Annotated in this window: 21 protein-coding genes, 1 tRNA gene and 1 pseudogene; 10 read left to right on the top strand and 13 right to left on the bottom strand. The window is 66.0% G+C overall.

From position 1 onward, the window contains the following. Positions 1 to 2: 2 nt before the first annotated feature. Together KV110_RS10965 and KV110_RS10960 are read right to left on the bottom strand one after the other, a co-directional pair. Complete coding sequence (locus KV110_RS10965; RefSeq protein ID WP_246634464.1) at positions 3 to 998, bottom strand: GAF domain-containing protein; 996 nt, start codon at positions 996 to 998, stop codon at positions 3 to 5. 110 nt (positions 999 to 1,108) lie between these two features. Then, positions 1,109 to 1,921, bottom strand: a complete 813-nt coding sequence (locus tag KV110_RS10960) for an SDR family NAD(P)-dependent oxidoreductase (RefSeq protein ID WP_218475627.1) — start codon at positions 1,919 to 1,921, stop codon at positions 1,109 to 1,111. A gap of 130 nt (positions 1,922 to 2,051) precedes the next feature. On the opposite strand from KV110_RS10960, the pseudogene KV110_RS41395 reads away from it, so the two are divergent. Further along, positions 2,052 to 2,642 (top strand): annotated as a pseudogene (locus tag KV110_RS41395) (TetR/AcrR family transcriptional regulator); the annotation flags it as partial. On the opposite strand, the gene KV110_RS41390 reads toward KV110_RS41395, so the two are convergent. Next, complete coding sequence (locus KV110_RS41390; RefSeq protein WP_246634463.1) at positions 2,568 to 4,601, bottom strand: Eco57I restriction-modification methylase domain-containing protein; 2,034 nt, start codon at positions 4,599 to 4,601, stop codon at positions 2,568 to 2,570. The pseudogene KV110_RS41395 and the gene KV110_RS41390 sit on opposite strands and share 75 nt — an antisense overlap. Before the next feature lie 164 nt (positions 4,602 to 4,765). Between KV110_RS41390 and KV110_RS10950 the strand changes: the two genes are divergently transcribed. Continuing rightward, positions 4,766 to 5,461 carry a nitroreductase gene (locus KV110_RS10950; protein ID WP_218475624.1) on the top strand — a complete coding sequence of 232 codons (696 nt, stop codon included), beginning with the start codon at positions 4,766 to 4,768 and terminating at the stop codon, positions 5,459 to 5,461. Here KV110_RS10950 and KV110_RS10945 read toward each other — a convergent pair. The 7 genes from KV110_RS10945 to aceE all read right to left on the bottom strand — a co-directional run bounded on the left by KV110_RS10945 (position 5,434) and on the right by aceE (position 14,595). Further along, entirely contained in the window at positions 5,434 to 5,922 is a 489-nt protein-coding gene (locus tag KV110_RS10945) for a winged helix-turn-helix transcriptional regulator (RefSeq protein WP_218475622.1), read from the bottom strand. The genes KV110_RS10950 and KV110_RS10945 overlap by 28 nt on opposite strands. 138 nt (positions 5,923 to 6,060) lie before the next feature. After that, positions 6,061 to 7,494, bottom strand: coding sequence for an acyl-CoA carboxylase subunit beta (locus tag KV110_RS10940; protein ID WP_218475620.1), 1,434 nt, complete (start codon positions 7,492 to 7,494; stop codon positions 6,061 to 6,063). Between the two features lie 118 nt (positions 7,495 to 7,612). After that, the gene (locus KV110_RS10935) at positions 7,613 to 8,863 is read right to left on the bottom strand and encodes a KasA/KasB family beta-ketoacyl-ACP synthase (RefSeq protein ID WP_218475619.1); all 1,251 of its coding nucleotides are present in this window, start codon (positions 8,861 to 8,863) and stop codon (positions 7,613 to 7,615) included. A 10-nt stretch (positions 8,864 to 8,873) separates the two neighbouring features. Continuing rightward, complete coding sequence (gene acpM, locus KV110_RS10930) at positions 8,874 to 9,176, bottom strand: meromycolate extension acyl carrier protein AcpM (protein ID WP_218475618.1); 303 nt, start codon at positions 9,174 to 9,176, stop codon at positions 8,874 to 8,876. A 117-nt stretch (positions 9,177 to 9,293) separates the two neighbouring features. After that, positions 9,294 to 10,208, bottom strand: a complete 915-nt coding sequence (locus KV110_RS10925) for an ACP S-malonyltransferase (RefSeq protein WP_218475616.1) — start codon at positions 10,206 to 10,208, stop codon at positions 9,294 to 9,296. 128 nt (positions 10,209 to 10,336) lie between these two features. After that, positions 10,337 to 11,671, bottom strand: a complete 1,335-nt coding sequence (locus tag KV110_RS10920; protein ID WP_246634462.1) for a PucR family transcriptional regulator — start codon at positions 11,669 to 11,671, stop codon at positions 10,337 to 10,339. An 11-nt stretch (positions 11,672 to 11,682) separates the two neighbouring features. After that, on the bottom strand, positions 11,683 to 14,595 hold the full coding sequence (aceE, locus tag KV110_RS10915) for a pyruvate dehydrogenase (acetyl-transferring), homodimeric type (protein WP_393538823.1): 2,913 nt from the start codon (positions 14,593 to 14,595) through the stop codon (positions 11,683 to 11,685). A 234-nt stretch (positions 14,596 to 14,829) separates the two neighbouring features. Between aceE and KV110_RS10910 the strand changes: the two genes are divergently transcribed. From KV110_RS10910 to KV110_RS10895, 4 genes are all read left to right on the top strand, one after another. Next, the gene (locus tag KV110_RS10910; protein ID WP_218475614.1) at positions 14,830 to 15,387 is read left to right on the top strand and encodes a hypothetical protein; all 558 of its coding nucleotides are present in this window, start codon (positions 14,830 to 14,832) and stop codon (positions 15,385 to 15,387) included. A gap of 126 nt (positions 15,388 to 15,513) precedes the next feature. After that, positions 15,514 to 15,936: a DUF3052 domain-containing protein gene (locus KV110_RS10905; protein ID WP_218478338.1), complete on the top strand. Its 423-nt coding sequence runs from the start codon at positions 15,514 to 15,516 to the stop codon at positions 15,934 to 15,936. 75 nt (positions 15,937 to 16,011) lie between these two features. Further along, positions 16,012 to 16,476, top strand: a complete 465-nt coding sequence (locus KV110_RS10900) for a peroxiredoxin (RefSeq protein ID WP_218475613.1) — start codon at positions 16,012 to 16,014, stop codon at positions 16,474 to 16,476. Between the two features lie 18 nt (positions 16,477 to 16,494). Continuing rightward, positions 16,495 to 16,566: transfer RNA gene (locus KV110_RS10895), tRNA-Val, on the top strand. 190 nt (positions 16,567 to 16,756) lie between these two features. On the opposite strand, the gene KV110_RS10890 is transcribed toward KV110_RS10895, so the two are convergent. Continuing rightward, positions 16,757 to 18,463, bottom strand: a complete 1,707-nt coding sequence (locus KV110_RS10890; protein ID WP_478359938.1) for a phosphorothioated DNA-binding restriction endonuclease family protein — start codon at positions 18,461 to 18,463, stop codon at positions 16,757 to 16,759. 152 nt (positions 18,464 to 18,615) lie between these two features. Here KV110_RS10890 and KV110_RS10885 point away from each other — a divergent pair, with 152 nt between their 5' ends. The 3 genes from KV110_RS10885 (at position 18,616) to KV110_RS10875 (ending at position 19,888) form a co-directional block, all read left to right on the top strand. Further along, positions 18,616 to 19,122, top strand: coding sequence for a DUF5753 domain-containing protein (locus KV110_RS10885; protein ID WP_218475610.1), 507 nt, complete (start codon positions 18,616 to 18,618; stop codon positions 19,120 to 19,122). After that, a complete protein-coding gene (locus KV110_RS10880) occupies positions 19,089 to 19,253 on the top strand; it encodes a hypothetical protein (protein ID WP_218475608.1) in 165 nt (54 codons plus the stop codon). The genes KV110_RS10885 and KV110_RS10880 overlap by 34 nt, the downstream gene beginning before the upstream one ends. A gap of 95 nt (positions 19,254 to 19,348) precedes the next feature. After that, positions 19,349 to 19,888, top strand: coding sequence for a DUF4352 domain-containing protein (locus KV110_RS10875; RefSeq protein WP_218475607.1), 540 nt, complete (start codon positions 19,349 to 19,351; stop codon positions 19,886 to 19,888). Between the two features lie 111 nt (positions 19,889 to 19,999). On the opposite strand, the gene KV110_RS10870 is transcribed toward KV110_RS10875, so the two are convergent. Beyond that, positions 20,000 to 20,533 (bottom strand): DUF3145 domain-containing protein, encoded by a 534-nt coding sequence (locus KV110_RS10870; protein ID WP_107654989.1) that lies wholly within the window; start codon positions 20,531 to 20,533, stop codon positions 20,000 to 20,002. A 94-nt stretch (positions 20,534 to 20,627) separates the two neighbouring features. Further along, on the bottom strand, positions 20,628 to 21,461 hold the full coding sequence (locus KV110_RS10865; protein ID WP_218475605.1) for a serine hydrolase domain-containing protein: 834 nt from the start codon (positions 21,459 to 21,461) through the stop codon (positions 20,628 to 20,630). Positions 21,462 to 21,503: 42 nt separating this feature from the next. Between KV110_RS10865 and KV110_RS10860 the strand changes: the two genes are divergently transcribed. Then, positions 21,504 to 22,697 carry a serine hydrolase domain-containing protein gene (locus KV110_RS10860; RefSeq protein WP_218475603.1) on the top strand — a complete coding sequence of 398 codons (1,194 nt, stop codon included), beginning with the start codon at positions 21,504 to 21,506 and terminating at the stop codon, positions 22,695 to 22,697.

The raw sequence follows: 22,697 nt of genomic DNA, 5'->3' as shown, positions 1-22,697 counted from the left end.
CTTCACGATACCGCGGTGACCGTGGCAAGCCCCGCCGTGGTGTGCTGGTCCAACGCCATCAGCGCGCCCCGCACATGCACGAGCTGCCACCCACCATCCAGCCGGCGCAGCCGCACCTTCCCCTCGGTCCGATGGCGCGCCAACTCCCGTGACATTGCCTTCGCGGCCGCTAAATCGTCCGGATGAATCCGCGGCGTGGGCTGGCCGGGCAGATCCGCCCAGGCGATGCCCGGCATGGGCGGCCCGATCCAGCGAATCAGTTGCAACGAACGCAGATTCACGATCGCGCGGTACTCCCCCGGCGCGGTGGCCGCTTCCAACAGCTGGTACTCCAAAATCATCGGCGGCGGCGCGGCCGGTACCGCCGTCGCGGCACCGATGTCCTGCGTCACCCCGCGGAACAGCACCTCCCTGCGCCCGGTGACATCGAACTCGATACTGATCCGGCAGGCGAAATGCCCCGCGCGCAAGGCATTGTCGTCGCGCCGGATGGTCCACACCGCCTGATGTTCGGTGCCCGGCGCCGAGTTCACGATCTTCGCCAACGCCTCGCTCTCGTCCCGATTGGTGACCAGCCGAGTGAACGCACCCGCGATGGCCAACTCCGCCTCCCGGTCCTCGGGCGCGACGCCGTACAGGTCGAGCAGATCGACACTGCGCACCGACCGATTGGTCGAGAGGTTGAAGTACCACGCGCCCACCGGTTCTCGCGGTGGTAACGGCTCCTGTACCGGCCCGACCCACAATCGCACGGCGTGCGCCCGCTCCGGCGAGATCAGCAGCGGTTCGGCGCGCACGGTGCGCCGCCCGTCCGAGGACACGTGCGCGACCAGGGCACAGGTCCGACATGCCTGCGCGAGGGCCGCCTCCGCATCCGCCAGCGAGAGCGGGTTACGAAGAATATTGCGCAGCGGCACGAAGGATTTCGGCGCCGCGCCGAACGCGATCACCCGGCCCGGCACACCCGAGAAGCACTCGACCAGAATCCATTTCGCCATCAGCCGCACCCCGCCGATCGCACCCGACCGGGCGCTGCCGTGAGAAGCGTTCGACCAGTTGCCATTTCGTCATCCGTTCCGGACCGATCAGCCCGCGCGGAGCAGCGCGGTCAGGAACGAAATACCATGTCCAGCACCCGTTCGTGATAAGAGCCGGTGAACCTTGTGACCAGATCCACAAGCAGGGCGTCCAGTCCGACGAGCACCTTCGCCTCACCCCGCGCCGCCCCGCGCAGGATCGTCCTGGCCGCCGCGGCCGGGCTGGTCCGCGCGACCTGCCCCTCGAAGCGCCGCGCGACCGCCGCCGCGTCGATGCCGGGCGCGACACTCGCCGAACGCGCGATGGAGGTGAGCACCCCGCCCGGATACACCCCGGTCACCCGCACCTTCCCGCCCGCCGCACGCATATCCTGGCGCAGCGAGTCGGTGAATCCGCGGACGGCGAACTTCGCCGCGTTGTACGGCGCGTGCTGCGCCACCCCGACCAAGCCGAGCGCCGAGGACATGTTCACCACATGCGCCCGCTCGGCGGCCAGCAGATGCGGCAGAAAAGCCTTGGTGCCGTTGACGACTCCCCAGAAATCCACGTCCATCACGTGCTCGAAATCACTGAACGGCGACTCCGCCACCCCGCCGATGTGCAGAATCCCGGCATTGTTGAACAGCGCCTCGACCCGCCCGTACCGCGCGACGGTCGCCGCGGCATGGGCAAGCACCGCCGCCCGATCGGTGACGTCGAGCCTGGTCACCGTGGGTGTGGCGCCCACCGCCGCGCAGAGTTCCCCGGTCTCGTCGATGGCGTCCGCCGACTTGTCCGACAGCGCGAGCGCGGCGCCGTCACGGGCAAGCGCCAGCGCCAGCTCGCGGCCGATCCCGGAGCCCGCACCCGTGATCGCCACCACCCGGTTCGCGAAATAAGCCATGGCTCAACCCTTTCCACCTCAGCCGACATCCAAATCGGATCTCCAAGGAGGCTAGCCAGGCCAAGCTGGACACGTGACCTATACGCCATTCCGGCCATCCTCGACCGCGCCACCGCACGCCGGTGAAATAATGAAGGTCCATCACCCGCACCGTCGCGACCCCATCCCGCACGCCCGGCGTTCGCGCGAATCGACTGGAGACCAGATGCCAACTGTCCCGCCCATGTTGCAGCGCATCCTGGACAAGCCCGTCGCCGATGGCGAGAAGCTACTGGAAAGCGCGCTCTCGGCCTTCCTGGACTTCGGCATCAAACGGACCAGCATGGGCGAGATCGCCCGCCGGGCCGGCATCAGCCCCGCCACCCTGTACCGCCGCTTCGAATCGAAGAACGACCTGGTCGAGGCGGTGAGCGTGCGGGAGGCCCAGCGCTTCGTCGCGATGATCGACAAGCAGGTGCAGGCCGTCTCCGGCTCCGAGGACCAGCTGGTGGAGATCTTCGTCGCATTCATCACCGCGATCGCGAACAACGAGCTGCTGCGCCGCCTGCTGCGCACCGAACCGGACCTGATCCTGCCCCGGCTGACCACCGACGCGGGCCCCATCGTCGCTGTCGGCCGCAGCTACCTGGCGGAGAAGCTGCGCGAACTACGGGACACCGAGAACACCCACGATTTCGACGCCGACCTGGTCGCCGAGATCATGGCCCGCCTCGCGCTCTCGCTGGCCCTCACCCCCGACGGGCTCATCCCGGTGGCCGACCGGGACGCCGCCCGCGAGTTCGCCCGCCGGACCCTGCTGCCCATGGTCGGCGTGCACGTCCGCGCCTGACGCCATCCCGAACGCCGCGGCCACTCGCTCGTCCAGATCGGCCCGTGCTGTCTCGTCCAAAGTCCGGCCGTCGACGAACTCACGCGCCAGCTCGATGACGTCCGCCGAGCGTGCCGATTCCGGATCCGGCAGCGGCAACCGCGATACGTACTGGGTGATCCACCGCCGCCTGCCCGAGTACAGCCGGTTACCGCACACCGCGTCGTAGAACCGCAGGCCGAGCGCCGAATTCGCCACGCCCATCAGCAGATACGCAAGTTGTTCCGCATCGCCCGGTGCATTAGCCAAATCGGGCAGCGAAATCCAGTAGCAGTCGCCGTTCACTACCGCCCCCGACCGATCGAGCGCGAACCTGGGGCGTTCACTGATATCCGGAAACACCAGCTTCGGCTCGCACCACAGGTGCGGACGCTGCGGCACCCAGATCTCGAACCACTCGCGGCCGCTCGCGCCGAGATAGTGGCGGGCGGCCAATGTGTCCTTGTGGGAACGCAAGTATTCAGCGGCGCACGGGAATTCGGCCAGATCGATCGGCGTGCGGTTCGGCCGGGTGCGGTCGTAGGGGTACAGGACGCGGGTGTCGTGTAATCGGGCGATGCGCCACGGTGCGAGGTCGTGATGAGTGATGAGATCGAGCAGCAGTTCCGGCTCGGGCGCGGGCTCGACCTCCGACCACCGGTCGGAGATGAACACCCGGTCGGCAGTTGTCTTGATACCCACCCGGATTCGGGCAACCTCGCCGAAGGTCCGCCAGGTCGCCGCGGCGATCCCGGCGAGCCAGGCGTCGACACCCGCGTTCGACATGCGCCATGCCGCCTCCGGCTCCTGTGTTCGCCGCAATACTGTTCGGGCAGGCGTGGACTGCGGTTCGCTCGGGTGTCGCGGCACGGAGGCAGACCCGATTCCGCCCTGTTGCAGCACACTCTCGGTCAGGTCGCCCGAGCCCTGCCGGCCACTCCCTACCCACTCCCCGACCGACGCTGCCCCGACGTCCGAAGGCATCTGCGTGACTGCGACTTCTGCGTGACTGGTCACCAACGTGCCCACCGCCACCGCGAAAGTCCGCCCGTTATGCGCGACGAGGCAACCACCCTCGCCGGTCAACGCCTCGAAAAGATCTGTCTCCGATGCCTTTTCGTCACCCTCGGTCTCGTACGCCGAGACGTATCGACATCCGCCACCACCCGCGCCACGGGTCGCGATGGTGATCGCGGGCAGTACCGCCGCCTCGAACAGCTTCGTGTCCCCCAGGTCGTACAGCTCGACCGGCGTCAGCTCGGCGAGCAGCAACCGCCGAATATTCGCGCCTGCCTTGGTTGTCAGAAACCGATTGGCGCACAACAACCCCAGCACACCACCCGAGCACAGCAGTCGCGGCAGCGTCGCGACGAACGGGTGCGTCAGATCGATCCGCCCGCGCAACCCGAACTGCTTACTGAGCAGCTGCGCGGTGACCCCACCCAATTGCTGGGTCCGCACATACGGCGGGTTCGTGATCACCGCATCGAACGAACCCGCCCGCAGCTCCGCCGCCACCGTGAGGAAGTCGCCGGCGTGCCAGTCGACGCCGATCCCTTCGGGGCGCCCGCGCGCCACCGCGAGGGCCGTCGCGTCCAGGTCGTACCCGGTCAGCTCGACCCGGATCCCCGGCAGCCGACGCGCGACCTCGTCCCGCAACGCGAACAGCAGCTCCCCGTCACCGCAGGCCGGATCGAGCACCCGCAGCACCCCCGCTTCCGGTCGCGGCACATGCGCGAGCAGCCGCCCGGCCAGGAAGCGTGCGAGCACCGGCGGCGTGTAGTGCCTGCCGTGCCGCTTGCGATCCCGCGCGGCTGGGGCTTCGGAAGCCATGCGTGGGATTCTGCCTTGTCACAGCGCTGTATTCCCGGCAATGCGAGCACTCGACTCGGCCACCCGCCCTGCGATTACGCGGACCCCGGGTCTTGGGCCGTTTCGCGCTGCCTCTTCCGATGCTAGCGTTCAGTCTCGTAATGGAACTGAATTGAGGAGCGGGCATGCCGGTTGCCGATGTGGATACAGCACAGCACACACTGTTGGCTCGGATGCTCGACGAACGCTGGACCTGTCGGCAGTTCCTGGCCGACCCCGTCCCGCGGGGGACCATCGAAGCGCTGCTGCGACTGGCCCAGCGCAGCGCCTCCTGGTGCAACACCCAACCGTGGCAGCTCGTGGTGACCGAGGGCGCGGGCACCGATCGGTTCCGTGACGAATTGCTGGCCCACATCCAAACCGCAACTCCTGAACCGGATTTCGCGTTCCCCGCGCAGTACACCGGGGTGTTCCGGGACCGTCGCCGCGAGTGCGGGATGCGACTGTACGACAGCGTCGGGATCGCCAAAGGGGACCACGAGAAAACTATGCGGCAGGCCGTGCGCAATTTCGAACTGTTCGACGCACCCCATGTGGCGATCGTGACGACGGAGGCCGACCTGGGCTTCTACGGTGGCGTCGACTGCGGCCTCTATATCGGCAACTTCCTGCTCGGCGCCCAGAGCCTCGGGCTCGGCGCGGCGCCGCAGGCCGCGCTCGCCTCGTACGCGCCGTTCGTACGCGCCTACTTCGGCATCCCCGATCACCGCCGGGTTGTCGCCGGAATATCCTTCGGTTACCCGGACACCGAGCATCCGGTGAACGGGTTCCGCACCTCGCGCGCGGACCTGGATCAGGTCGCGACCTGGTTCACCGACTGAGCCGATTCGACCGGCTCGAGCAAGCCCGGCCCGGCTTCAGGGAGAACGTCGCGTGCGGTCAATTCGCTTCCGCAGCCGTCACATTCGAGCTTCGCGTGCGCCTCACCAGAGCAGCCTTGATGGGCGTAACGCACGGGCGGCCCTGCGGGTGCCATATAGGTATCACCCCAGTCCCGGATGGCCATGAGGATCGGATAGATGTCATGGCCCTTCTGCGTGAGCCGGTACTCCTCGTGCGCGCCGACCGCGGCCTTCCGCTTCACCAGGATGCCGTGTTCGATCAGCCGGTCCAGCCGGTCCTGTAGGCGGCTACGAGAGATGCCGAGCGAACTCTGGAAACCGTTGAAGCGGCGGATACCGGAGAACGCGAACTTCAGGATCAGCAGGGTCCAGCGGTCGCCGAAGATCACGAGCGGGCGCGTGATCGAACACGGCACGTCGGCAAGTTCTTCGTAGCGCACCTCTCGATGCTACCGAGCCGGTCCTTGGTTCCGGCCGAGCACGGCGTCCCAGCTGGCTGCCCAGATGCGGGAAGCCTTGCCCGACAACAACAGTGGGCCCCGGGATCACCCCGGGGCCCACTGTTTCGGTCTTCGGAATCAGAGCGGAATGTTCTTCAGGTGGCTGGCCCGCGCCGGTGCGGCAGCCAGCGCGGCGGCGATGGTGCTGCGCGTCTTGGCCGGGTCGATCACCTGATCCACCACGCCGATCGCGATGGCCCGCTCGACCCCGCCCGCGATGCGCTCGTGCTCGGCGGTCAGGCGCTCGTGCAGGGCTTCCCGCTCATCGTCGGGGGCGGCCGCCAATGCCTTCTTGTGCAGGATGCCGACGGCGGCCTTGGCACCCATCACCGCGACCTCCGACCCGGGCCACGCGTAGACCGCGGTCGCACCCAGAGCGCGGGCGTTCATCGCGATGTAGGCGCCACCGTAGATCTTGCGGGTGACCAGGGTGACGCGCGGTACCCGTGCCTCGGCGAACGCGTGCAGCAACTTGGCGCCGCGCCGCACCACGCCTTCCCACTCCATGCTGACGCCGGGCAGGTAACCCGGCACGTCGGTGAGCACGATCAGCGGGATGCCGAACGAGTTGCACAGCCGCACGAAACGCGCTGCCTTCTCGGCACTTTCGGAGTTGAGGCAGCCGCCGAGCCGGATCGGATTGTTGGCGAGCACGCCGACGGTGCGGCCACCGAGCCGGCCGAGACCGGTGACGATGCTGCGCGCGTAACCGCCCTGCAACTCCTCGAACGAGCTTTCCCCGTCGACGTTGTCGAGCAGCTCGTGAATGATCGGCTTCACGTCGTAGGCGCGCTTGGCCGATTCCGGCAGCATCGCCTTCAGGTCGACGTCGCCGTGCTCGGCCGCCACCAGATCGAACTCGCCTTGCTCGGCAAACATCGACACCAGCCGACGTGCGCGATGCATCGCGTCCGACTCGTCGTCGGCGACGATGTGGGTGACGCCGGACTTCTTGCCGTGTGTCACCGGTCCGCCCAGGGTGGCCATATCGACCTGCTCGCCGGTCACGCTGCGCACGACGTCGGGGCCGGTGACGAAGATCCGCCCCTCGGGCGCCATGATCACGATGTCGGTCAGTGCCGGACCGTAGGCGGCGCCACCGGCGGCGAAGCCGACGACCACGGAAATCTGCGGCACCAGGCCCGACGCGCGGACCATGGCCTCGAAGACCAGGCCGACCGCGTGCAGCGCCTCGACGCCCTCGGCCAGCCGAGCGCCGCCGGAATGCCAGATGCCGACGACCGGAATGCCGGAGTCGATGGCGGTGTCGATCGCGTCGACGATGTGCTTGCAACCCTCGACACCCATCGCGCCGCCCATGACGGTGGCGTCGGAGCAGTAGGCAACGGTGCGGACACCGTCGACCTCGCCGATGGCGGCGAGCACACCGGCCTTGTTGCGCGGGTGGAGTGGAAGAACGGTGCCGGGATCGAAGAAACGCTGTAGTCGACCGAGTGGATCACGCGGGTCGATCGCGGTCTCTGGTGGCAACGCGGGAGCCATAATTGTCATCGCGCTTTCTCCTCACCTCGATGAGTACGCCGCAGCGCGGCTGCGAATGTCGAACCGGCGGGCATCGAGCCAAGTGCCCGATGCCCGCCGGGGATCGTTGTGCAGTCGATCGGTACGGCTATGCCCGACCGAAGGCGAGCGCGACATTGTGCCCACCGAAACCGAAGGAGTTGTTGATCGCGTACTCGATCTCCTGACGACGCGCCTCGCCGTGCACCACGTCGAGGTCGATCGCCGGATCCTGGTTCTCCAGGTTCAGCGTGGGCGGCACGATGCCGTCCCGGATGCTGAGCACCGTGAGGACCGACTCGAGCGCGCCGACAGCGCCGATCGAGTGTCCGAGCGCGGATTTCGGAGCATAGACCGAGGCGTGGTTGCCCACGGCCAAGGTGATCGCGTTCGCCTCGGCGGTGTCACCGATCGGCGTCGCGGTCGCGTGCGCGTTGACGTGGGTGATGTCCTTCGCGGTCAGACCCGCGGTCTGCATCGCCCGCTTCATCGCGCGTGCGGCGCCCACCCCATCCGGGGCGGGAGCAACGAGGTGGAAGCCGTCCGAGGTGATACCGGCACCCATCAGGCGAGCGTGGATGGTGGCCCCACGAGCCTTGGCGTGCTCCTCGGTCTCCACGACCATCAGAGCGCCCGCCTCACCGAAGACGAAACCGTCGCGATCCTTGTCGAACGGACGCGAGGCACCCTTCGGATCGTCGTTGCGGGTGCTCATGGCACGCATCATGCTGAACGCCGCGATCGGCACCGAGTCGATGTAACCCTCGACGCCACCGGTGACGACGATGTCCGCATCGCCCATGACGATCATCCGCCACGCGTTCGCGATGGCCTCGGAGCCGGACGAGCATGCCGAGACCGGAGTGACCACTCCTGCCCTGGCCTTCAGTTCGAGGCCGACAACGGCCGAAGGACCGTTCGGCATGACCATCTGCACTGCCAACGGCGAAATCTTGCGATAGCCACCGTTCTTCAGCTTGTCGACCGAGTCGATGAGGGCGTCGCCGCCACCCAACCCGGTGCCGATGGCCACACCCAACCGCTCCGGGTCGACCTCCGGGCTGCCCGCGTTACGCCAGACTTCGCGACCGAGCACGGTCGCGAGCTGCTCGACGTACGCCATGCGCCGGCACTCGACTCGGGTGAGCAGGGTCTCGGGCCGAACCTTCAGGTGGCCGCCGATGCGGACCGGAAGGTCGTATTCCTCGACGAAGGAATCCTCGAGAACGTCGATACCGCTCTCGCCGTTGAGGAGTCCCTTCCACGTCGCATCGACGTCACCAGCGATCGACGTGGTCGCCGCCAGGCTAGTGACGACGACGTTGGGGAAATTCCCGTTCAAGGTGGAAGGAGTGGTCACAGTGTCGGCCCTACTCGGCGTTGTCGAACTTGGCCTTGAGCTCCGCGGCGGCTTCGCTGTTCTCCGCCTCGAGCTTCTGGATGTAGGCGACCGCGTCGCCGACCGTCTTCAGGCTGGCCAGATCCTCGTCCGGGATCTTCACGCCGTACTTGTCCTCGGTCTGCACCGCGATCTCGACCATGGACAGCGAGTCGATGTCCAGGTCATCGACGAAGGACTTCTCGATCGTCACCTCGGAGGGTTCGATACCCGTCACCTCTTCGATGATCTTGCCGAGTTCCTCGACGATTTGTTCCTGGGTCAGAGCGGCCACTTCGTGGCTCCCTTCTTATTCTTTGTAGGGCTCGTACTGTTTTCGGATCGAGACGGCCGATGGTTACGTCCGTCTTGATCACAGCCGTGCATATCGATGCATGGCCGCGGGGGAAAGCTAGCCGGAGATGCTGAGCCCGGCCAACGCGGGGATGTCTTCCGGGGTCTTCAGGGCCAGCGTTCGAGTGCCCTTCATCTCCCGTTTCGCCATGTTGACGAGGGTGCCGGCGGGCGGCAACTCCGCCACCATGGAAACCTCTGCCTGCCTGACAGTTTCGGTGCACAGGTCCCATCGGACGGGCCGGGTGACCTGCGCGGCGAGCTTGTTGACCGCGTCGCGTCCCGAGGTGACCGGCTTGCCGTCGAAGTTCGACAGCAGCGTCCGGGTCGGGTCTTTCGGCACGATCTGCGCTATGGCTTCGGTCACAGCGTCCTGTGCCGGGGCCATGAACTCGGTGTGGAAGGCACCCGCGACGGGCAGCGCGCGAACCCTTGCCTTCTCCGGCGGGTTCGCGGCGAGTTCCGCCAGCGCGTCCAACCGACCCGCGGCCACGATCTGGCCCGCCGCGTTGCGGTTGGCCGGAACGAGGTCGAGTTCCGCGAGCCGTGCGAGCACGGTGGCCTCATCGCCACCGAGCACCGCGGACATGCCGGTCGGTTCCAACGCGCACGCCTTGGCCATCTCCGCTCCGCGGATGGCGGCCAACAACACTGCCTCGTCCGGAGAGATCACTCCGGCGACTGCGGCAGCGGCGAGTTCACCGACCGAGTGTCCGGCGACGATGGTAGCGGTCGGAAGTGAATCCGTGGGGATTTCCGCATGGGCGAGCAACGCGGCGGCCACCACGAGTGGCTGGGTCACGGCAGTGTCGGTGATCTCCTCCGCCGTCGCGGTGGTTCCGAGACGAACCAGATCCAGGCCGGAGGCCATGGACCAGAGAGTGAGCCGATCGGTCGCGCCGGGGAGATCGAGCCAAGGCGCGAGCATGCCGGGAGTCTGGGACCCCTGTCCAGGGGCGAACAAAGCGATCACACCCCTAAGAGAACACCGTTAGGTGGCTCGCGGGAGATGTCGACGCGAATGAAGCTTGCCTCCGCGTTTTGTGGAAGTCCCACAAAAGGCCACGTGGGTCGTCCGGATCGAACGACCCACGGATTCCGTTACAGACCCTCGTGGCCCAGTGCGAAGGGAGTGGCCTCTGGGGTAGGTGTTGACGGTTCGTTACGGGTTCGTGTCAAACGACCTACTGTGGCGGCGATCCGGAGCACATACGCGTCCCGCGGATTCATCGGATCGCGACCCGTGATCTCGGCAATCCGTTTGAGGCGGTAGCGAACGGTATTTGGATGGACGTACAACTGGCGTGCACACGTCTCGACAGCGCCACCGCAATCCAGATAGGCCTCGAGTGTGTCCGCCAGTGACGATCCCGCCGAGGCCAACGGAAGGACAAGATACTCGTTCAACGCGTCGATCGCAGCTCGATCGCCGAGCAATGCGCGTTCCGGCAGCAATTCGGTCGCATGCACCGGGCGTGGCGCGCCGCGCCAGCCCACCACGGCCTCCATCCCCGCCAGCGCCTCGACCGCGCTGGCGTGCGCGGCGCCGAGCGTGCGGGTGGTCGGGCCGATCACCACGGGTCCGTCGGAGAAGACCTCCGCCAGCAGATCCGCCAGGAACGGCGATATATAAGAGGAGTCGCCGAGATGGCCGCTGACCACCATCACCAGCCGGGTGCCCTGCACCACGGCCAGCGCGGCCCGGCCGTGCCTGGCGGCGATGGCGTGCACCGAGCCCACCGACGACACGCCCTGCTCGCCGGGCGGGGTGCCGACCAGCACGGTCGCCGGCGCGGTGGCATCCCAGTTCAGCGTGGCGGCCCGGGACAGCATGTCCGGACCGGTGTCGCCGCGCACCACGGCGTCGACGACGAGCGCTTCCAGGCGGGTGTCCCACGCGCCGCGCGATTCGGCGGCGCTGGCGTACACCGAGGCGGCGGCGAACCCGAGCTCACGCCCGTACCGCAACACCGCCTCGGTGAGCGCGACCAACTGCCGGTCGTTGCGCGCGAGCGCGGGCAGCCACTGTTCGAAGAACTCCATGGCCACCCGGACCATGTCCACGGTCTGGCGCAGCGTCAGCCGCCGCGCCAGATCCTGCGGAATCACCTGGAACGCATCGAGACTGAACCGGATGTCGCTGTCCGGGTCCTGTAGCCATTCCAGGAAGTTCACCACCGCGGTCTGCACCAGCATCTGGACACCGGCGCGCTGCGCGGCGTCCAGATCGGCGAAGAACGGCAACCGATCCTGCATCGACCCGACCGCCTCCGTCGAGAGGCGTCCTGAGAACTGCTTCACGCGTTTGAGCAGCGTGTCCGGGAGTGGGTCGCGGGTTTGCCGGTTCGGGGAGAGCGCGCCCGTCGGCAGATACACCTCGTGCTCGGAAGAGCCCTCGGAGATCCGTCGCGGCCGCGGCGGTTTACGGTCCACCATCCAATCGTCCGCTACTCGCCGTCCCCATCGGAACTCGACGCGTTCTTCGGCGCGGCGTCGACGTCATCGATGCGGTACTTGTTCGCGGCCTCGATCACCTTGGCAGTGTCGATCTTTCCGGCCTTTGCGAGCCCGGACAGCGCTGCTACCACGATCGATTGCGCGTCGACATTGAAAACGCGCCGGGCGGCGGCCCTGGTGTCGGAGAAGCCGAAGCCGTCCGTGCCGAGTGTGATGAAGTCGCCGGGTACCCACTTGCGCACCTGATCCGGCACCGCGCGCATCCAGTCCGTCGCGGCGACGTACGGGCCATCGACCCGCGACAACGCCTCGGTGACGTACGGGGTGCCGTGGTCCTCGTCCGGGAAACGCAGCGCGGCGATTTCCTTGTTCAGCGCCTCCTTGCGGAGCTCACCCCACGAGGTGACCGACCAGACATCGGCCTGCACGCCCCAGTCCTCGGCCAGCAGCGCCTGCGCCCGCAGGCCGTCCGGCACGGTGACGCCGGAGACCAGGATCTGCGCCCGCACCTCCCCTTCGCCACCGGGCTTGTACAGGTAGATGCCCTTGAGCAGACCGGCGATGTCGACATCTTCCGGCTCGGCGGGCTGCTGGTACGGCTCGTTGTAGAGGGTGATGTAGTAGAAAACGTCCTCGCCGCCGAAGCCGCCGTCCGCCTTGCGGGTGTCGGTACCGGGCAGCGCGTACGGCGCCGGTTCCGGGGTGCCGCCGCCGAACATCCGGCGCAGGCCGTCCCGCACGATGTGCGCGATCTCGAAGGCGAATGCCGGGTCGTAGGTGACCACGGCTGGGTTGGTGGCGGCGAGCAGCAGCGAGTGGCCGTCGTTGTGCTGCAGACCCTCACCGGTCAGCGTGGTTCGCCCGGCGGTTGCTCCGAGCACGAAGCCGCGGGCGAGCTGGTCCGCCGCCGCCCACAGTCCGTCGCCGGTGCGCTGGAAGCCGAACATCGAGTAGAAGATGTACAGCGGGATCATCGGCTCGCCGTGGGTGGCGTACGAGGTGCCCGCCGCGGTGAACGAGGCGGTCGATCCGGCCTCGTTGATGCCCTCGTGCAGGATCTGCCCGACGGTGCTCTCTTTGTAGGCAAGCATCAACTCGGCGTCGACCGATGTGTACAACTGGCCGTTCCGGTTGTAGATCTTCAACGAAGGGAACCACGAGTCCATACCGAAGGTACGGGCCTCGTCCGGGATGATCGGGACGATCCGCTTGCCGATCTCCTTGTCCCGCAGCAGCTCCTTCATCAGCCGGACCAGCGCCATGGTGGTGGCCACGTTCTGCTTGCCCGAACCCTTGCGCACCGACTTGTACGCCTCGTCGCCGGGTAGTTGCAGCGGCTTTGCCGTGGTGCGCCGCTCGGGCAGGAATCCGCCGAGCGCCCGACGGCGATCCAGCATGTACTGGATCTCACGCGACTCCATGCCCGGGTGGTAGTACGGGGGCAGGTACGGATCCTTCTCCAACTCGGCGTCGGTGATCGGAATCCGCTGCAGGTCACGGAAGTCCTTGAGGTCCTGCAGGGTCAGCTTCTTCATCTGGTGCGTGGCGTTGCGGCCCTCGAAGTGCTTGCCGAGGGTGTAGCCCTTGATGGTCTTGGCCAGGATCACCGTCGGCTGACCCTTGTGCGCCATCGCGGCCGCGTAGGCGGCGTACACCTTGCGGTAGTCGTGACCGCCCCGCTTGAGGTTCCAGATGTCCTGGTCGGACAGGTCCTGCACGAGTGCCTTGGTGCGCGGGTCGCGCCCGAAGAAGTGGTCACGGACGTAGGCGCCGTCGTTGGCCTTGTAGGTCTGGTAGTCGCCGTCGGCCGTGGTGTTCATCAGATTCACCAGCGCGCCATCGCGATCGGCGCCGAGCAGCGCGTCCCACTCGCGACCCCAGATCACCTTGATGACGTTCCAGCCCGCGCCGCGGAAGAACGACTCCAGCTCCTGGATGATCTTGCCGTTGCCGCGCACCGGGCCGTCCAGTCGCTGCAAGTTGCAGTTGACCACGAAGGTCAGATTGTCCAGGCCTTCGAGCGCCGCGACGTGCGCGAGACCGCGCGACTCCGGCTCGTCCATCTCACCGTCGCCGAGGAACGCCCACACGTGCTGATCGGAGGTGTCCTTGATGCCGCGATCGTGCAAGTAGTGGTTGAACCGCGCCTGATAGATGGCGTTCATCGGGCCCAGACCCATGGAGACGGTGGGGTACTCCCAGAAGTCCGACATCAGCCGCGGGTGCGGGTACGACGGCACACCGTGGCCGGGGCCGCCGTGGCTGTATTCCTGCCGGAAGCCGTCGAGCCGGTCGGTGCCGAGCCTGCCCTCCAGGAACGCGCGTGCGTAGATGCCCGGCGAAGCGTGACCCTGGATGAAGATCGAATCGCCGCCGCCGGAGTGGTCCTTGCCGCGGAAAAAGTGGTTGAAGCCGACCTCGTACAGCGCCGCCGAGGACGCGTAGGTCGAAATATGGCCGCCGACACCGATTCCCGGGCGCTGCGCGCGATGCACCATGATCGCGGCATTCCACCGGATCCAGGCGCGGAAGCGCCGCTCCACCTCCTCGTCGCCGGGGAACCACGGTTCGTTTTCGGTGGGGATGGTATTGACGTAATCGGTGGACGTCAACGCGGGGATGGCGACACGGCGTTCACCGGCCCGCTCCAACAGACGGAGCATGAGGTAACGCGCTCGGCCGGGGCCTTCACGGTCGAGCATCTCATCGAACGACTCGAGCCATTCGCTGGTTTCCTCCGGGTCGATGTCCGGTAGGTAGGACGCCACCCCTTCGCGGATAACCCGCACGCGCTCGGTCGGCTGGGCCGGCGATCCGTTCGGATCGCGGCCGGCGGCGGGAGCGGCGGCGGCATCGGATCCAGCGGGTTGCGCTGGAGCGGAAGAGTGGATCAGGTCGGTCAAATCTGCTCCTCGTACAGGGGTGGACATGCGGATGGCGTCGGTATCCCCGAGTAGTAGCGCGTGGGTTTGCGTACCACCCGTTTTACGAAAGGTTCGGGCGCACCCTCCATCCTTACCGATGGTGTGCCCCAGGTCATCATGTCAGCAGGAAATCCAGTACCGTGCGCTGGGCAACATGAGCCCAGGCCGCTGTAGTTTTCGACGCCCGACGAGGCGCAGGCATACGGGAGGACGATGAAGACGCTGGACCCACGCGGGTTCGGATTGATGTGCGCGACCGGAGCGGTCGTCGTCGGCTTGGTCGTCGCGGGATGCGCGAACCGGGTCGAGGGCACGGCGAATCCCAATACCGCTGATCTAGCGGCCTACAAGACGGAGGCGGCGGCCTCCTCGGCGGCGGCTACCTCATCCAAGCGCGCTGCGGCGCAGTCGAAGGCGATCACCGACAACTGTGCTCAGTTCCCGACCACTACCGGTGTCGGGGTCGCCAAGTACAACGAATTCGTCGACGCGCACGACGCCAACGCTCCCGACTACGCCGACAAGCGGGAGCTGGCCGCGTCAACCCTGGATGACGCCGCGAACAAGGTGGAGGCCGGCGTGAGCACCGCCAAGGACGCGCTGCCCGAAGATCTCGCCGGAAAATTTACCGACTACGTCACAGCGGCACGCGCACTGGCCGCCGAGACCCGCAAGATGACCTACACCGCACCCGTCGGGCCGCTCAACGAGGCAAGCAGGCGGGTCAACGACGCGCGCAACGCCGTCCGCGACGCCTGCCCGAAGCGCTGAAACGGTCCATGACGCGACAATGTCACGCGACATTCCGGGCCTATTTCTCCGGATCGGCTTGCGCTGGAGGCCATAACCATGTTCGCTTGCAACTACCTATTGTCGGGAGTTGAGGAGGACACCACCGTGGTCGCCGCGGCGGACGCGCAGAACTACGCTCAGAAGCTTGGCATTACACACGGCTTGGTTGTCCAGGAATTGGGCTGGGACGAGGACGTCGACGACGACTTGCGAGCCGACGTCGAGGAGTCCATCGGCAGCGAAATTGTCGACGAGGAATCCGATGAAGTAGTCGACGTCGTGCTGCTGTGGTGGCGCGACGGGGACGGTGATCTGGTCGACGCGCTGATGGATGCGATCGGTCCGCTTGCCGACGAGGGCTTCGTCTGGGTACTCACGCCCAAGACCGGACAGCCGGGTCACGTCGATCCAAGCGAAATCGCTGAATCCGCACCCACCGCCGGTCTGACGCAGACCTCGGCGATCAGCCTGGGTACCTGGGCGGGCAGCCGCCTGGTCCAACCGAAGGCGCCCTCGAAGCAGCGCTGACCTACCTTTCGCTATGGTGTCGCCGGGCGGTGATCGCGCCGCCCGGCGGAAACCCGACACGATGGAGGATTTGCGATGCCGCTCGAAGTTGGCACTGTCGCGCCGGATTTCACGCTGAAGGACCAGAACAACCAGGACGTCAGCCTGTCGGACTATCGCGGCAAGAAGAACGTGCTGATCGTTTTCTACCCGCTCGCCTTCACCGGCATCTGCCAAGGTGAGCTGTGCAAGGTGCGCGACGAACTCCCGAAGTTCCAGAACGACAACGCCGAGATCCTCGCCATCTCCGTCGGCCCACCGCCCACCCATAAGATCTGGGCCGCCGAACAGGGCTACACCTTCCCCCTGCTCTCCGACTTCTGGCCGCACGGCGCGGTAGCCCAGGCCTACGACGTCTTCAACCAAAAATCCGGCTACCCCAACCGCGGCACCTTCGTCGTAGACCGCGAAGGACTCATCCGTTTCTCCGAGATGAACGGCCCCGGCGAGCCCCGTGACCAGGCGGCTTGGGAGAAAGCGCTCGCCGCGCTAGATTCATGACCGGCCGGTAACGGTCAAGGGCGTATAGCTCAGCGGTAGAGCACTGGTTTTACACACCAGCGGTCCGCGGTTCGATCCCGCGTGCGCCCACAGATCCCATCAGATCCCGATAGTTGCGATGAGGTTACCTACGAGGTCTTTGGGTCCGCTCTTGATACGGGTCGCGCAGGTAGAGAAAGGATGGCCGTCGGACAATACTGCTGCTAGGACCACGACCAGCGTAGTCCCTGCGCGAGGCGACAGGCCGAGCATTCGACAATCGCTCGACCCGTCACCGGCTTCAGACTGCAGGTCGCGAATCACCCACGGGGACAAGCCCATCGCGCGTGGCGGAAAGTGAGCCGTGCCAGGTATCGAGGTGACGCCAAACTGAGCTGATACCCTGCGCTTCCAGGAACCCGACGCATGCGTCGCCGATCGGTTCGTTGAAGACCGCGACGAGTCCGACGTCGCCAGTTGGCGGGTAGAGGAAGTGCCGATACTGCAGCAGCTGTCCTACCACAGCTCGGACCGCCTCGACGGCATTGCCGCGGTAAATCATCTTGACTTCAACGAGCCAGTGCCGACGATCTCGTGTCAATGTCAAGTCGCGCGGATGCACATTGGTGGCGGGGGTGAACCCGAGCGCGCGAGCTGCTAGCCCGTACTCGTGAACGAGACGCTCGTGGTGACGGTTCTTAGTCTGGACCTGCGCTTTGATCGCGGCAACGTAGGCGGTGTCACTCTTCGGCTTGAACTGGGCAAAAACGTTTCCTGCGACTACGCCCGCAGGCTGTTGGGTTGTCGTAGGAGCGTTCTGCTGTTCGATAGTCGCCCCGGGTCCGCTAGCTTGCCCACGAATCTGTTCGGCTAACGAACGCATCTCGTCGGGCCGATCGACGAACGCCGCGACAACCTCGTGATCCAGCGCGCCGCGGTTGCTGGCTCTCCGAGTCGAATTCGGATGGCAATGTGCGAGGTTGGCCATCTTCCGGCGAACCGACGCCGCGGTTCGGAAGCCATCGCCGCGAACAGACTCCGCATGAATTGGCAGGCTCTGCAACAGAGCAGACAGCTCGATCACCCGAGGATCGTTGACATCCAGTTCATGCCAGTCGTTATCGGCCGTCAGTGCGCACGCAAGCACCAGCTCATTCCACGTCCACAGCGGAGGACGCTTCTTGGCATCAGGCACGGCAGTCCCCACGGCAGCACCCGACCCGGTACCGACAACCGGGATGTCTATCTGCACAGCACTGAGTAGATCGTCGGGCTGCTCACCGGCGAAGAACCGGTCCAGTAGGGCAAGTGTTACCTCGGCAAGATTGTTATGGCTGGATGTCAGCCTGTCGTAAACAGCTGCTGTAAGGCCACCGAGGGGGTTGACCGCGTTGAGCCAGCGCAGCACACCGCTGCCGTGCGCAGATGGTACTTCACCATCGGCGTCGGGCAATTCCCACCACTCGGTGTGCGCAAGCGCCACGAATGGGTACTCTGGTGTCGCGGCGCTCTCGGGAAGCCCGAAAACATCCAGCAGGCTTCGCAATTCATTCTGCGCCTCGGTCCAGCGCACCAGCCGGGGAAGACCACGCCCGGCGCGACCGATCGCCCACAACAACAGCAGAGCCTGATGACGCACCGGCCGCTCCGGCCGTCCGGCCGGGCGCAGGTGATCGACCAACTCGATGAGATCAACGCCGTTGACGTTCGATCCAGGTTGAAGCGCACGACTTGGGCTCGACACTGCAAAACCCAGCGAACGCAGGTGGCTAGCGACGGTGTCTTCACCGCCGCTGAAGTCCTTTGCTGGCAACGGATTCATGCCTGAAACGAACCCGTGGGCAGCCCCCACAATCGCCTTCGAGTCATACTGACGGCCGTCGACCTCGACGAAATAGGACCGAGCTCGCCCAAATCCAAACCTGGCCAGGAAAGCATCACGACCTAGCCGATCGAACTCACCCATCGCCGCAAGCACGGCGGGCCTCGTGACCTCCCTAAGTCCCACGGCCCGGACTTTAGCGCGATGGACTGACAGGCTATAAGGGTTGGAGGGCTCACACTGATCCGCCTGCAAGACCAGGACGCGAACACGGCCGACAGACACCGACCGAGGCCGACATTCACGACTGGTGCCGCCGGTGCCACGCCGATTACGCGGTGCCGGACTTGATAGCCACGCTGCGCAATCTCACTGCCGCCTATATGGAGTGGCGACGCGTCGTCGTGTCCGGAAACGCACACCGCCAACGCCAAGCGATCACCCTGGAGTCGGGCACCCGGTCGATACGCGGCTATCACCCCCGCGTCATTCCGGGTTTGGTGCAGACCCGCAACAACGCCACCGCGATCTTCCGGCGCACAGCCAAGTTCTACCGGGCACCCGACGACGTACAGACGGCAGTGGACACCCGGATGCAGCGGCAAGACGTACTCCACCGTGGAGACCACCGCATTCAATATCTGATCGAAGAACAGGCGCTCTACACCACGGTCGGCAGCGATGATGTGATGGCCGGGCAACTGCACCACCTGCTCGTCGCGATACGCCTGCCGCGTCTGGCTCTGGCGATTCTTCCCCGAACCACCGAGTATCACGCACCCGCAACGAACTTCGTGATTCATGACCGCAAATGGCCTTGGTCGAAGCCGTTGCCGCAGAGCTAACCATCACGCGGCCGTCCGAGATCGCGCTGTATGAGAAGTCCTTCGCGCTGCTGGCCGCCCAAGCCGTCCACGGTGACACGGCCCGCGCGTTGATCACGACAGCGCTGGCGCAGCGCGGTGGGAGCGCGTGAGGCCGATACCGACATCACGCAGTAGAAGCAGGTAACGAGTTACCTGGTGGCGACGATTTAATGTCACAACGAAATGCCAGGTCAAGGCGGACAGAATGGCCTACAACCTATCTCCCTACGGACCTGATGGTTACCAGCCCCGGCGGAAGAAACCGATTTGGCCGTGGATTGTCGGCGCGGTGGCCGTCGTGTTCCTGCTGATCGTTGGGAGCTGCGGATTGCTTATCAGCGAGATATCCAGTGACATCGAGGCCAGCGAAAAGGAACGTGAGGCCGTGGCTGTCGCCGGCAGTGAAGTACGGGACGGCAAGCTTGCGTTCCGGGTGACCGATATCGACCTACCAGTGCGGGTGCTGTCCGGCAACGAGGCCCGTGGCGTCTGGCGCGTGGTCCGGTTCGATGTAACCAACATCAGCGACCGGCCATATTCCTTCCTCAGCACGGACCAGTACCTGTACGACGACCAGGAAAGGCGATTTGCGGCCGCACTATCTGTCGAGGGCTACGTCGAACTGAATCCGGGCATCACCGTGTCGGCGGTACTGGCGTTCGATATGCCAGAGCACGTGAGGCCCGTATTCATCGAGTTCCACGATTCGATGTTTTCAGGCGGCGCACGGGTCGCACTCCACTAGCTTGCGCATGTGGAATGGACCACCGCAAAAGTGAAGTAGGCAAGGTTGATTCGGATCGGCGCAGGAAAAACGGCGGATTGGTGGCGGCTGTCCGCGCAGGATGTTCGGATGCTAACCCACGTCCCGTCGCAACCAGGTGACCTCTGCACCGGATTCGGTGCCGTAGCGGTAGATCTCTAAATCTTCGTCCCACGGCGTACCGAGCGCCCGGTCGATTTCGGCGGCCAAGTCGTAGGTGGTGTATTTGCCGAGTTCGCCTGCGGCTTGGAGCATTGCCCGTAAGCGCATTTCACCCAGCGTCACATCACCGTTGGCGCTGGTGGACCCGTGCCATAACCCGAGCCCGGGAACGAAACAGTAGCGTTCCCCATCGACGCCCTCGCTGGGATCCTCGGTGACCTCGAACCGCAGTACCGGCCAGGATCGCAAGGATTGAGCAATGCGGGCGGCGGTTCCGACTGGTCCCATCCACTCGCTGGTCGCGCGCAATTGACCGTCCGCGGGCTGCGCGGTCCAGCGCAGCTTTGCCGGGGCGGCGAGAGCCGAGGTGAGCGCCCACTCGACGTGCGGGCACAGCGCGGCGGGCGACGAGTGGATATACACCACACCCGCCGTCACGTCCGCGAACTGACTCGATGCGCGCACCACTAACACCTCCAGCGTCGACGGGGGACGTCTTCCCCAACGACCCGTCTGCTGGTGTTGCCTGAGTGTACTGGAGTGTCCGAAGTTACATGTGTTACTTCACCGCCGTGTTGCGTGCGAGTGTCGCCTCCGCAATAACGGCATCACTGAGAGGTGGCCAGGCCGCTCTCGCCCAATCGCCGAAATTCTGGTCGGTCAATGCCAGACACGCCAACGACGACGCGGGGTCGACCCACAGAAACGTGCCGGATTGTCCGAAATGGCCATATGTCCCCCGTGAATTCGATCTTCCCGTCCAGTGCGGAGTCTTCCCGTCGCGAATCTCGAAACCCAGCCCCCAGTCATTGGGGCGCTGCGACCCATAACCGGGCAGGACACCGTTGAGGCCGGGAAATTGGACGGAGGAGGCGTCGGCGTGTGTCTGTGCGGAGATCAACCGCGGGTTCAGCAATTCCGCCGCGAAACGGGCCAGATCGGCGGCGGTCGACCGGGCTGCGTGCCCGGCCGACCCGACCAGCTCCGACCGGGTCATGCCGAGTGGTTCGAACACCGCGTCATGCAGGTACTCCTCGAACGCGATGCCAGTCTGCTCGGTGATGAATCGGGCGAGCACCTCGAACCCAGCACTTGAATAAATTCGGCGCTTGCCTGGTTCGGCTTGAATGTCGGTGGTGTCGAAGGCGAGCCCTGAGGTGTGGGCGAGCAGGTGCCGCACCGTCGACCCCGGCGGACCCGCGGGCTGATCGAGTTCGACCGCGCCCTCCTCCACCGCGACCAGCACCGCATAGGCCACCAGCGGCTTGGTCACCGACGCGAGCGGGAAGACCCGATCCACGTCGCCCTCGCTCGCCGTCGCGCCGTCGCGGGTGACGACCGCGGCCGCCGCGTGCCGGACCGGCCAATCCCTGATCTGCTCGAGTGAACGCACTCAGCGAGCGTACGAGAAGAACGCCGTTACGATCGAATGACCATGAGTGAACACCTGATGATCCACGGCGAAGTCGAGTCCGGTTTCGGGCCCGTCGCCGACGCGTTCCGGCGCAATTTCGCGCAGCACGGCGAAATCGGCGCCGCGGTCGCGGTGTACGCGGGCGACCGACCGGTCGTTGACTTGTGGGCGGGCTACCGCGATCGGCACCGGACATTGCCGTGGGAGCGCGACACGATCGTTCCGGTGTTCTCCTCGACCAAGGGCATGGCCGCGTTCACGCTCGCCTCGGCGGTGTCGCAGGGTCTGCTCGATTACGAGGAGCCGGTGGCGAAGTACTGGCCGGAGTTCGCGGCGCACGGCAAGGGCGCGGTGACCGTCCGGCAGCTGATCGATCATCAGGCGGGCCTTTCGGGTTTGGACCCGGTGGTGAAACTGAAACAGATCGCGGATCTCGACGGGCTCGCGCCGATCCTGGCCGCGCAGAAACCGGCGTGGAAACCGGGCACCCGGCACGGCTATCACGCGATCACCCTCGGCCTGTATCAAGGCGAGTTGCTGCGCCGGGTCGACCCGCGGCACCGCACCCTCGGCCGAATCTTCGCCGAGGACATCGCGAAACCGCTCGGCGTGGATTTCTTCATCGGCCTACCCGCCGACCAAGGACTGGAGCGCATCGCCACCATGGCCGCCACCCGCGGCCTCGACGCGCTGCGCTACGAACGCGACTTCCCGCTGCGGATCGGCGCGGAGGTCGCCGCCAAGCGCGGCCTGTCCTACGCGGCCCTGACCAATCCGCGCACCGGCAGCCCCGCCCGAGCGACCCGACGCGAATTCCTCGAAGTCGAACTACCCGGCTCCAACGGTGTCGGCAACGCCCGCGCGCTCGCCCGCGTCTACGGTGCCGCAGCGGGCCGCACCGGCGTACTCCCCATCGAGGAAACCGTGCTCGACCAGCTGGCAACCGGAGACATCGCCACCGACGTCCCCGCCGGAGATCTGGTGCTGCACATCAAGACTCGATACCACCTGGGCTTCCGAAAGTCCGGTGGCGAGTTCCGCTTCGGCTCCGACAAACGCGCCTACGGCACCACCGGCCTCGGCGGTTCCTTCGGCTTCGCCGACCCCACAACAGGTCTCGGCTTCGGCTACACCATGAACCGCCTAGGGCTCGCCGTCCTGGACGACATCCGCAGCCGCAACCTCCGCAAGGCCCTACTCCGCTGCGCCATTTGA

Source organism: Nocardia iowensis, assembly GCF_019222765.1.
GTDB classification, from domain to species: domain Bacteria; phylum Actinomycetota; class Actinomycetes; order Mycobacteriales; family Mycobacteriaceae; genus Nocardia; species Nocardia iowensis.
This window is presented reverse-complemented; position numbering and strand designations above follow the sequence as displayed.

Bases quoted from the DNA above. Each gene is read 5' to 3' on its own strand.
- KV110_RS10950 (WP_218475624.1), top strand. From the start codon at position 4,766: ATGCCGGTTGCCGATGTGGATACAGCACAGCACACACTGTTGGCTCGG.
- KV110_RS10960 (WP_218475627.1), bottom strand. From the start codon at position 1,921: ATGGCTTATTTCGCGAACCGGGTGGTGGCGATCACGGGTGCGGGCTCC.
- KV110_RS41390 (WP_246634463.1), bottom strand. From the start codon at position 4,601: ATGGCTTCCGAAGCCCCAGCCGCGCGGGATCGCAAGCGGCACGGCAGG.
- KV110_RS10900 (WP_218475613.1), top strand. From the start codon at position 16,012: ATGCCGCTCGAAGTTGGCACTGTCGCGCCGGATTTCACGCTGAAGGAC.
- KV110_RS10940 (WP_218475620.1), bottom strand. From the start codon at position 7,494: ATGACAATTATGGCTCCCGCGTTGCCACCAGAGACCGCGATCGACCCG.
- KV110_RS10965 (WP_246634464.1), bottom strand. From the start codon at position 998: ATGGCGAAATGGATTCTGGTCGAGTGCTTCTCGGGTGTGCCGGGCCGG.
- KV110_RS10860 (WP_218475603.1), top strand. From the start codon at position 21,504: ATGAGTGAACACCTGATGATCCACGGCGAAGTCGAGTCCGGTTTCGGG.
- KV110_RS10920 (WP_246634462.1), bottom strand. From the start codon at position 11,671: ATGGTGGACCGTAAACCGCCGCGGCCGCGACGGATCTCCGAGGGCTCT.
- KV110_RS10875 (WP_218475607.1), top strand. From the start codon at position 19,349: ATGGCCTACAACCTATCTCCCTACGGACCTGATGGTTACCAGCCCCGG.
- KV110_RS10910 (WP_218475614.1), top strand. From the start codon at position 14,830: ATGAAGACGCTGGACCCACGCGGGTTCGGATTGATGTGCGCGACCGGA.
- KV110_RS10880 (WP_218475608.1), top strand. From the start codon at position 19,089: ATGGCCTTGGTCGAAGCCGTTGCCGCAGAGCTAACCATCACGCGGCCG.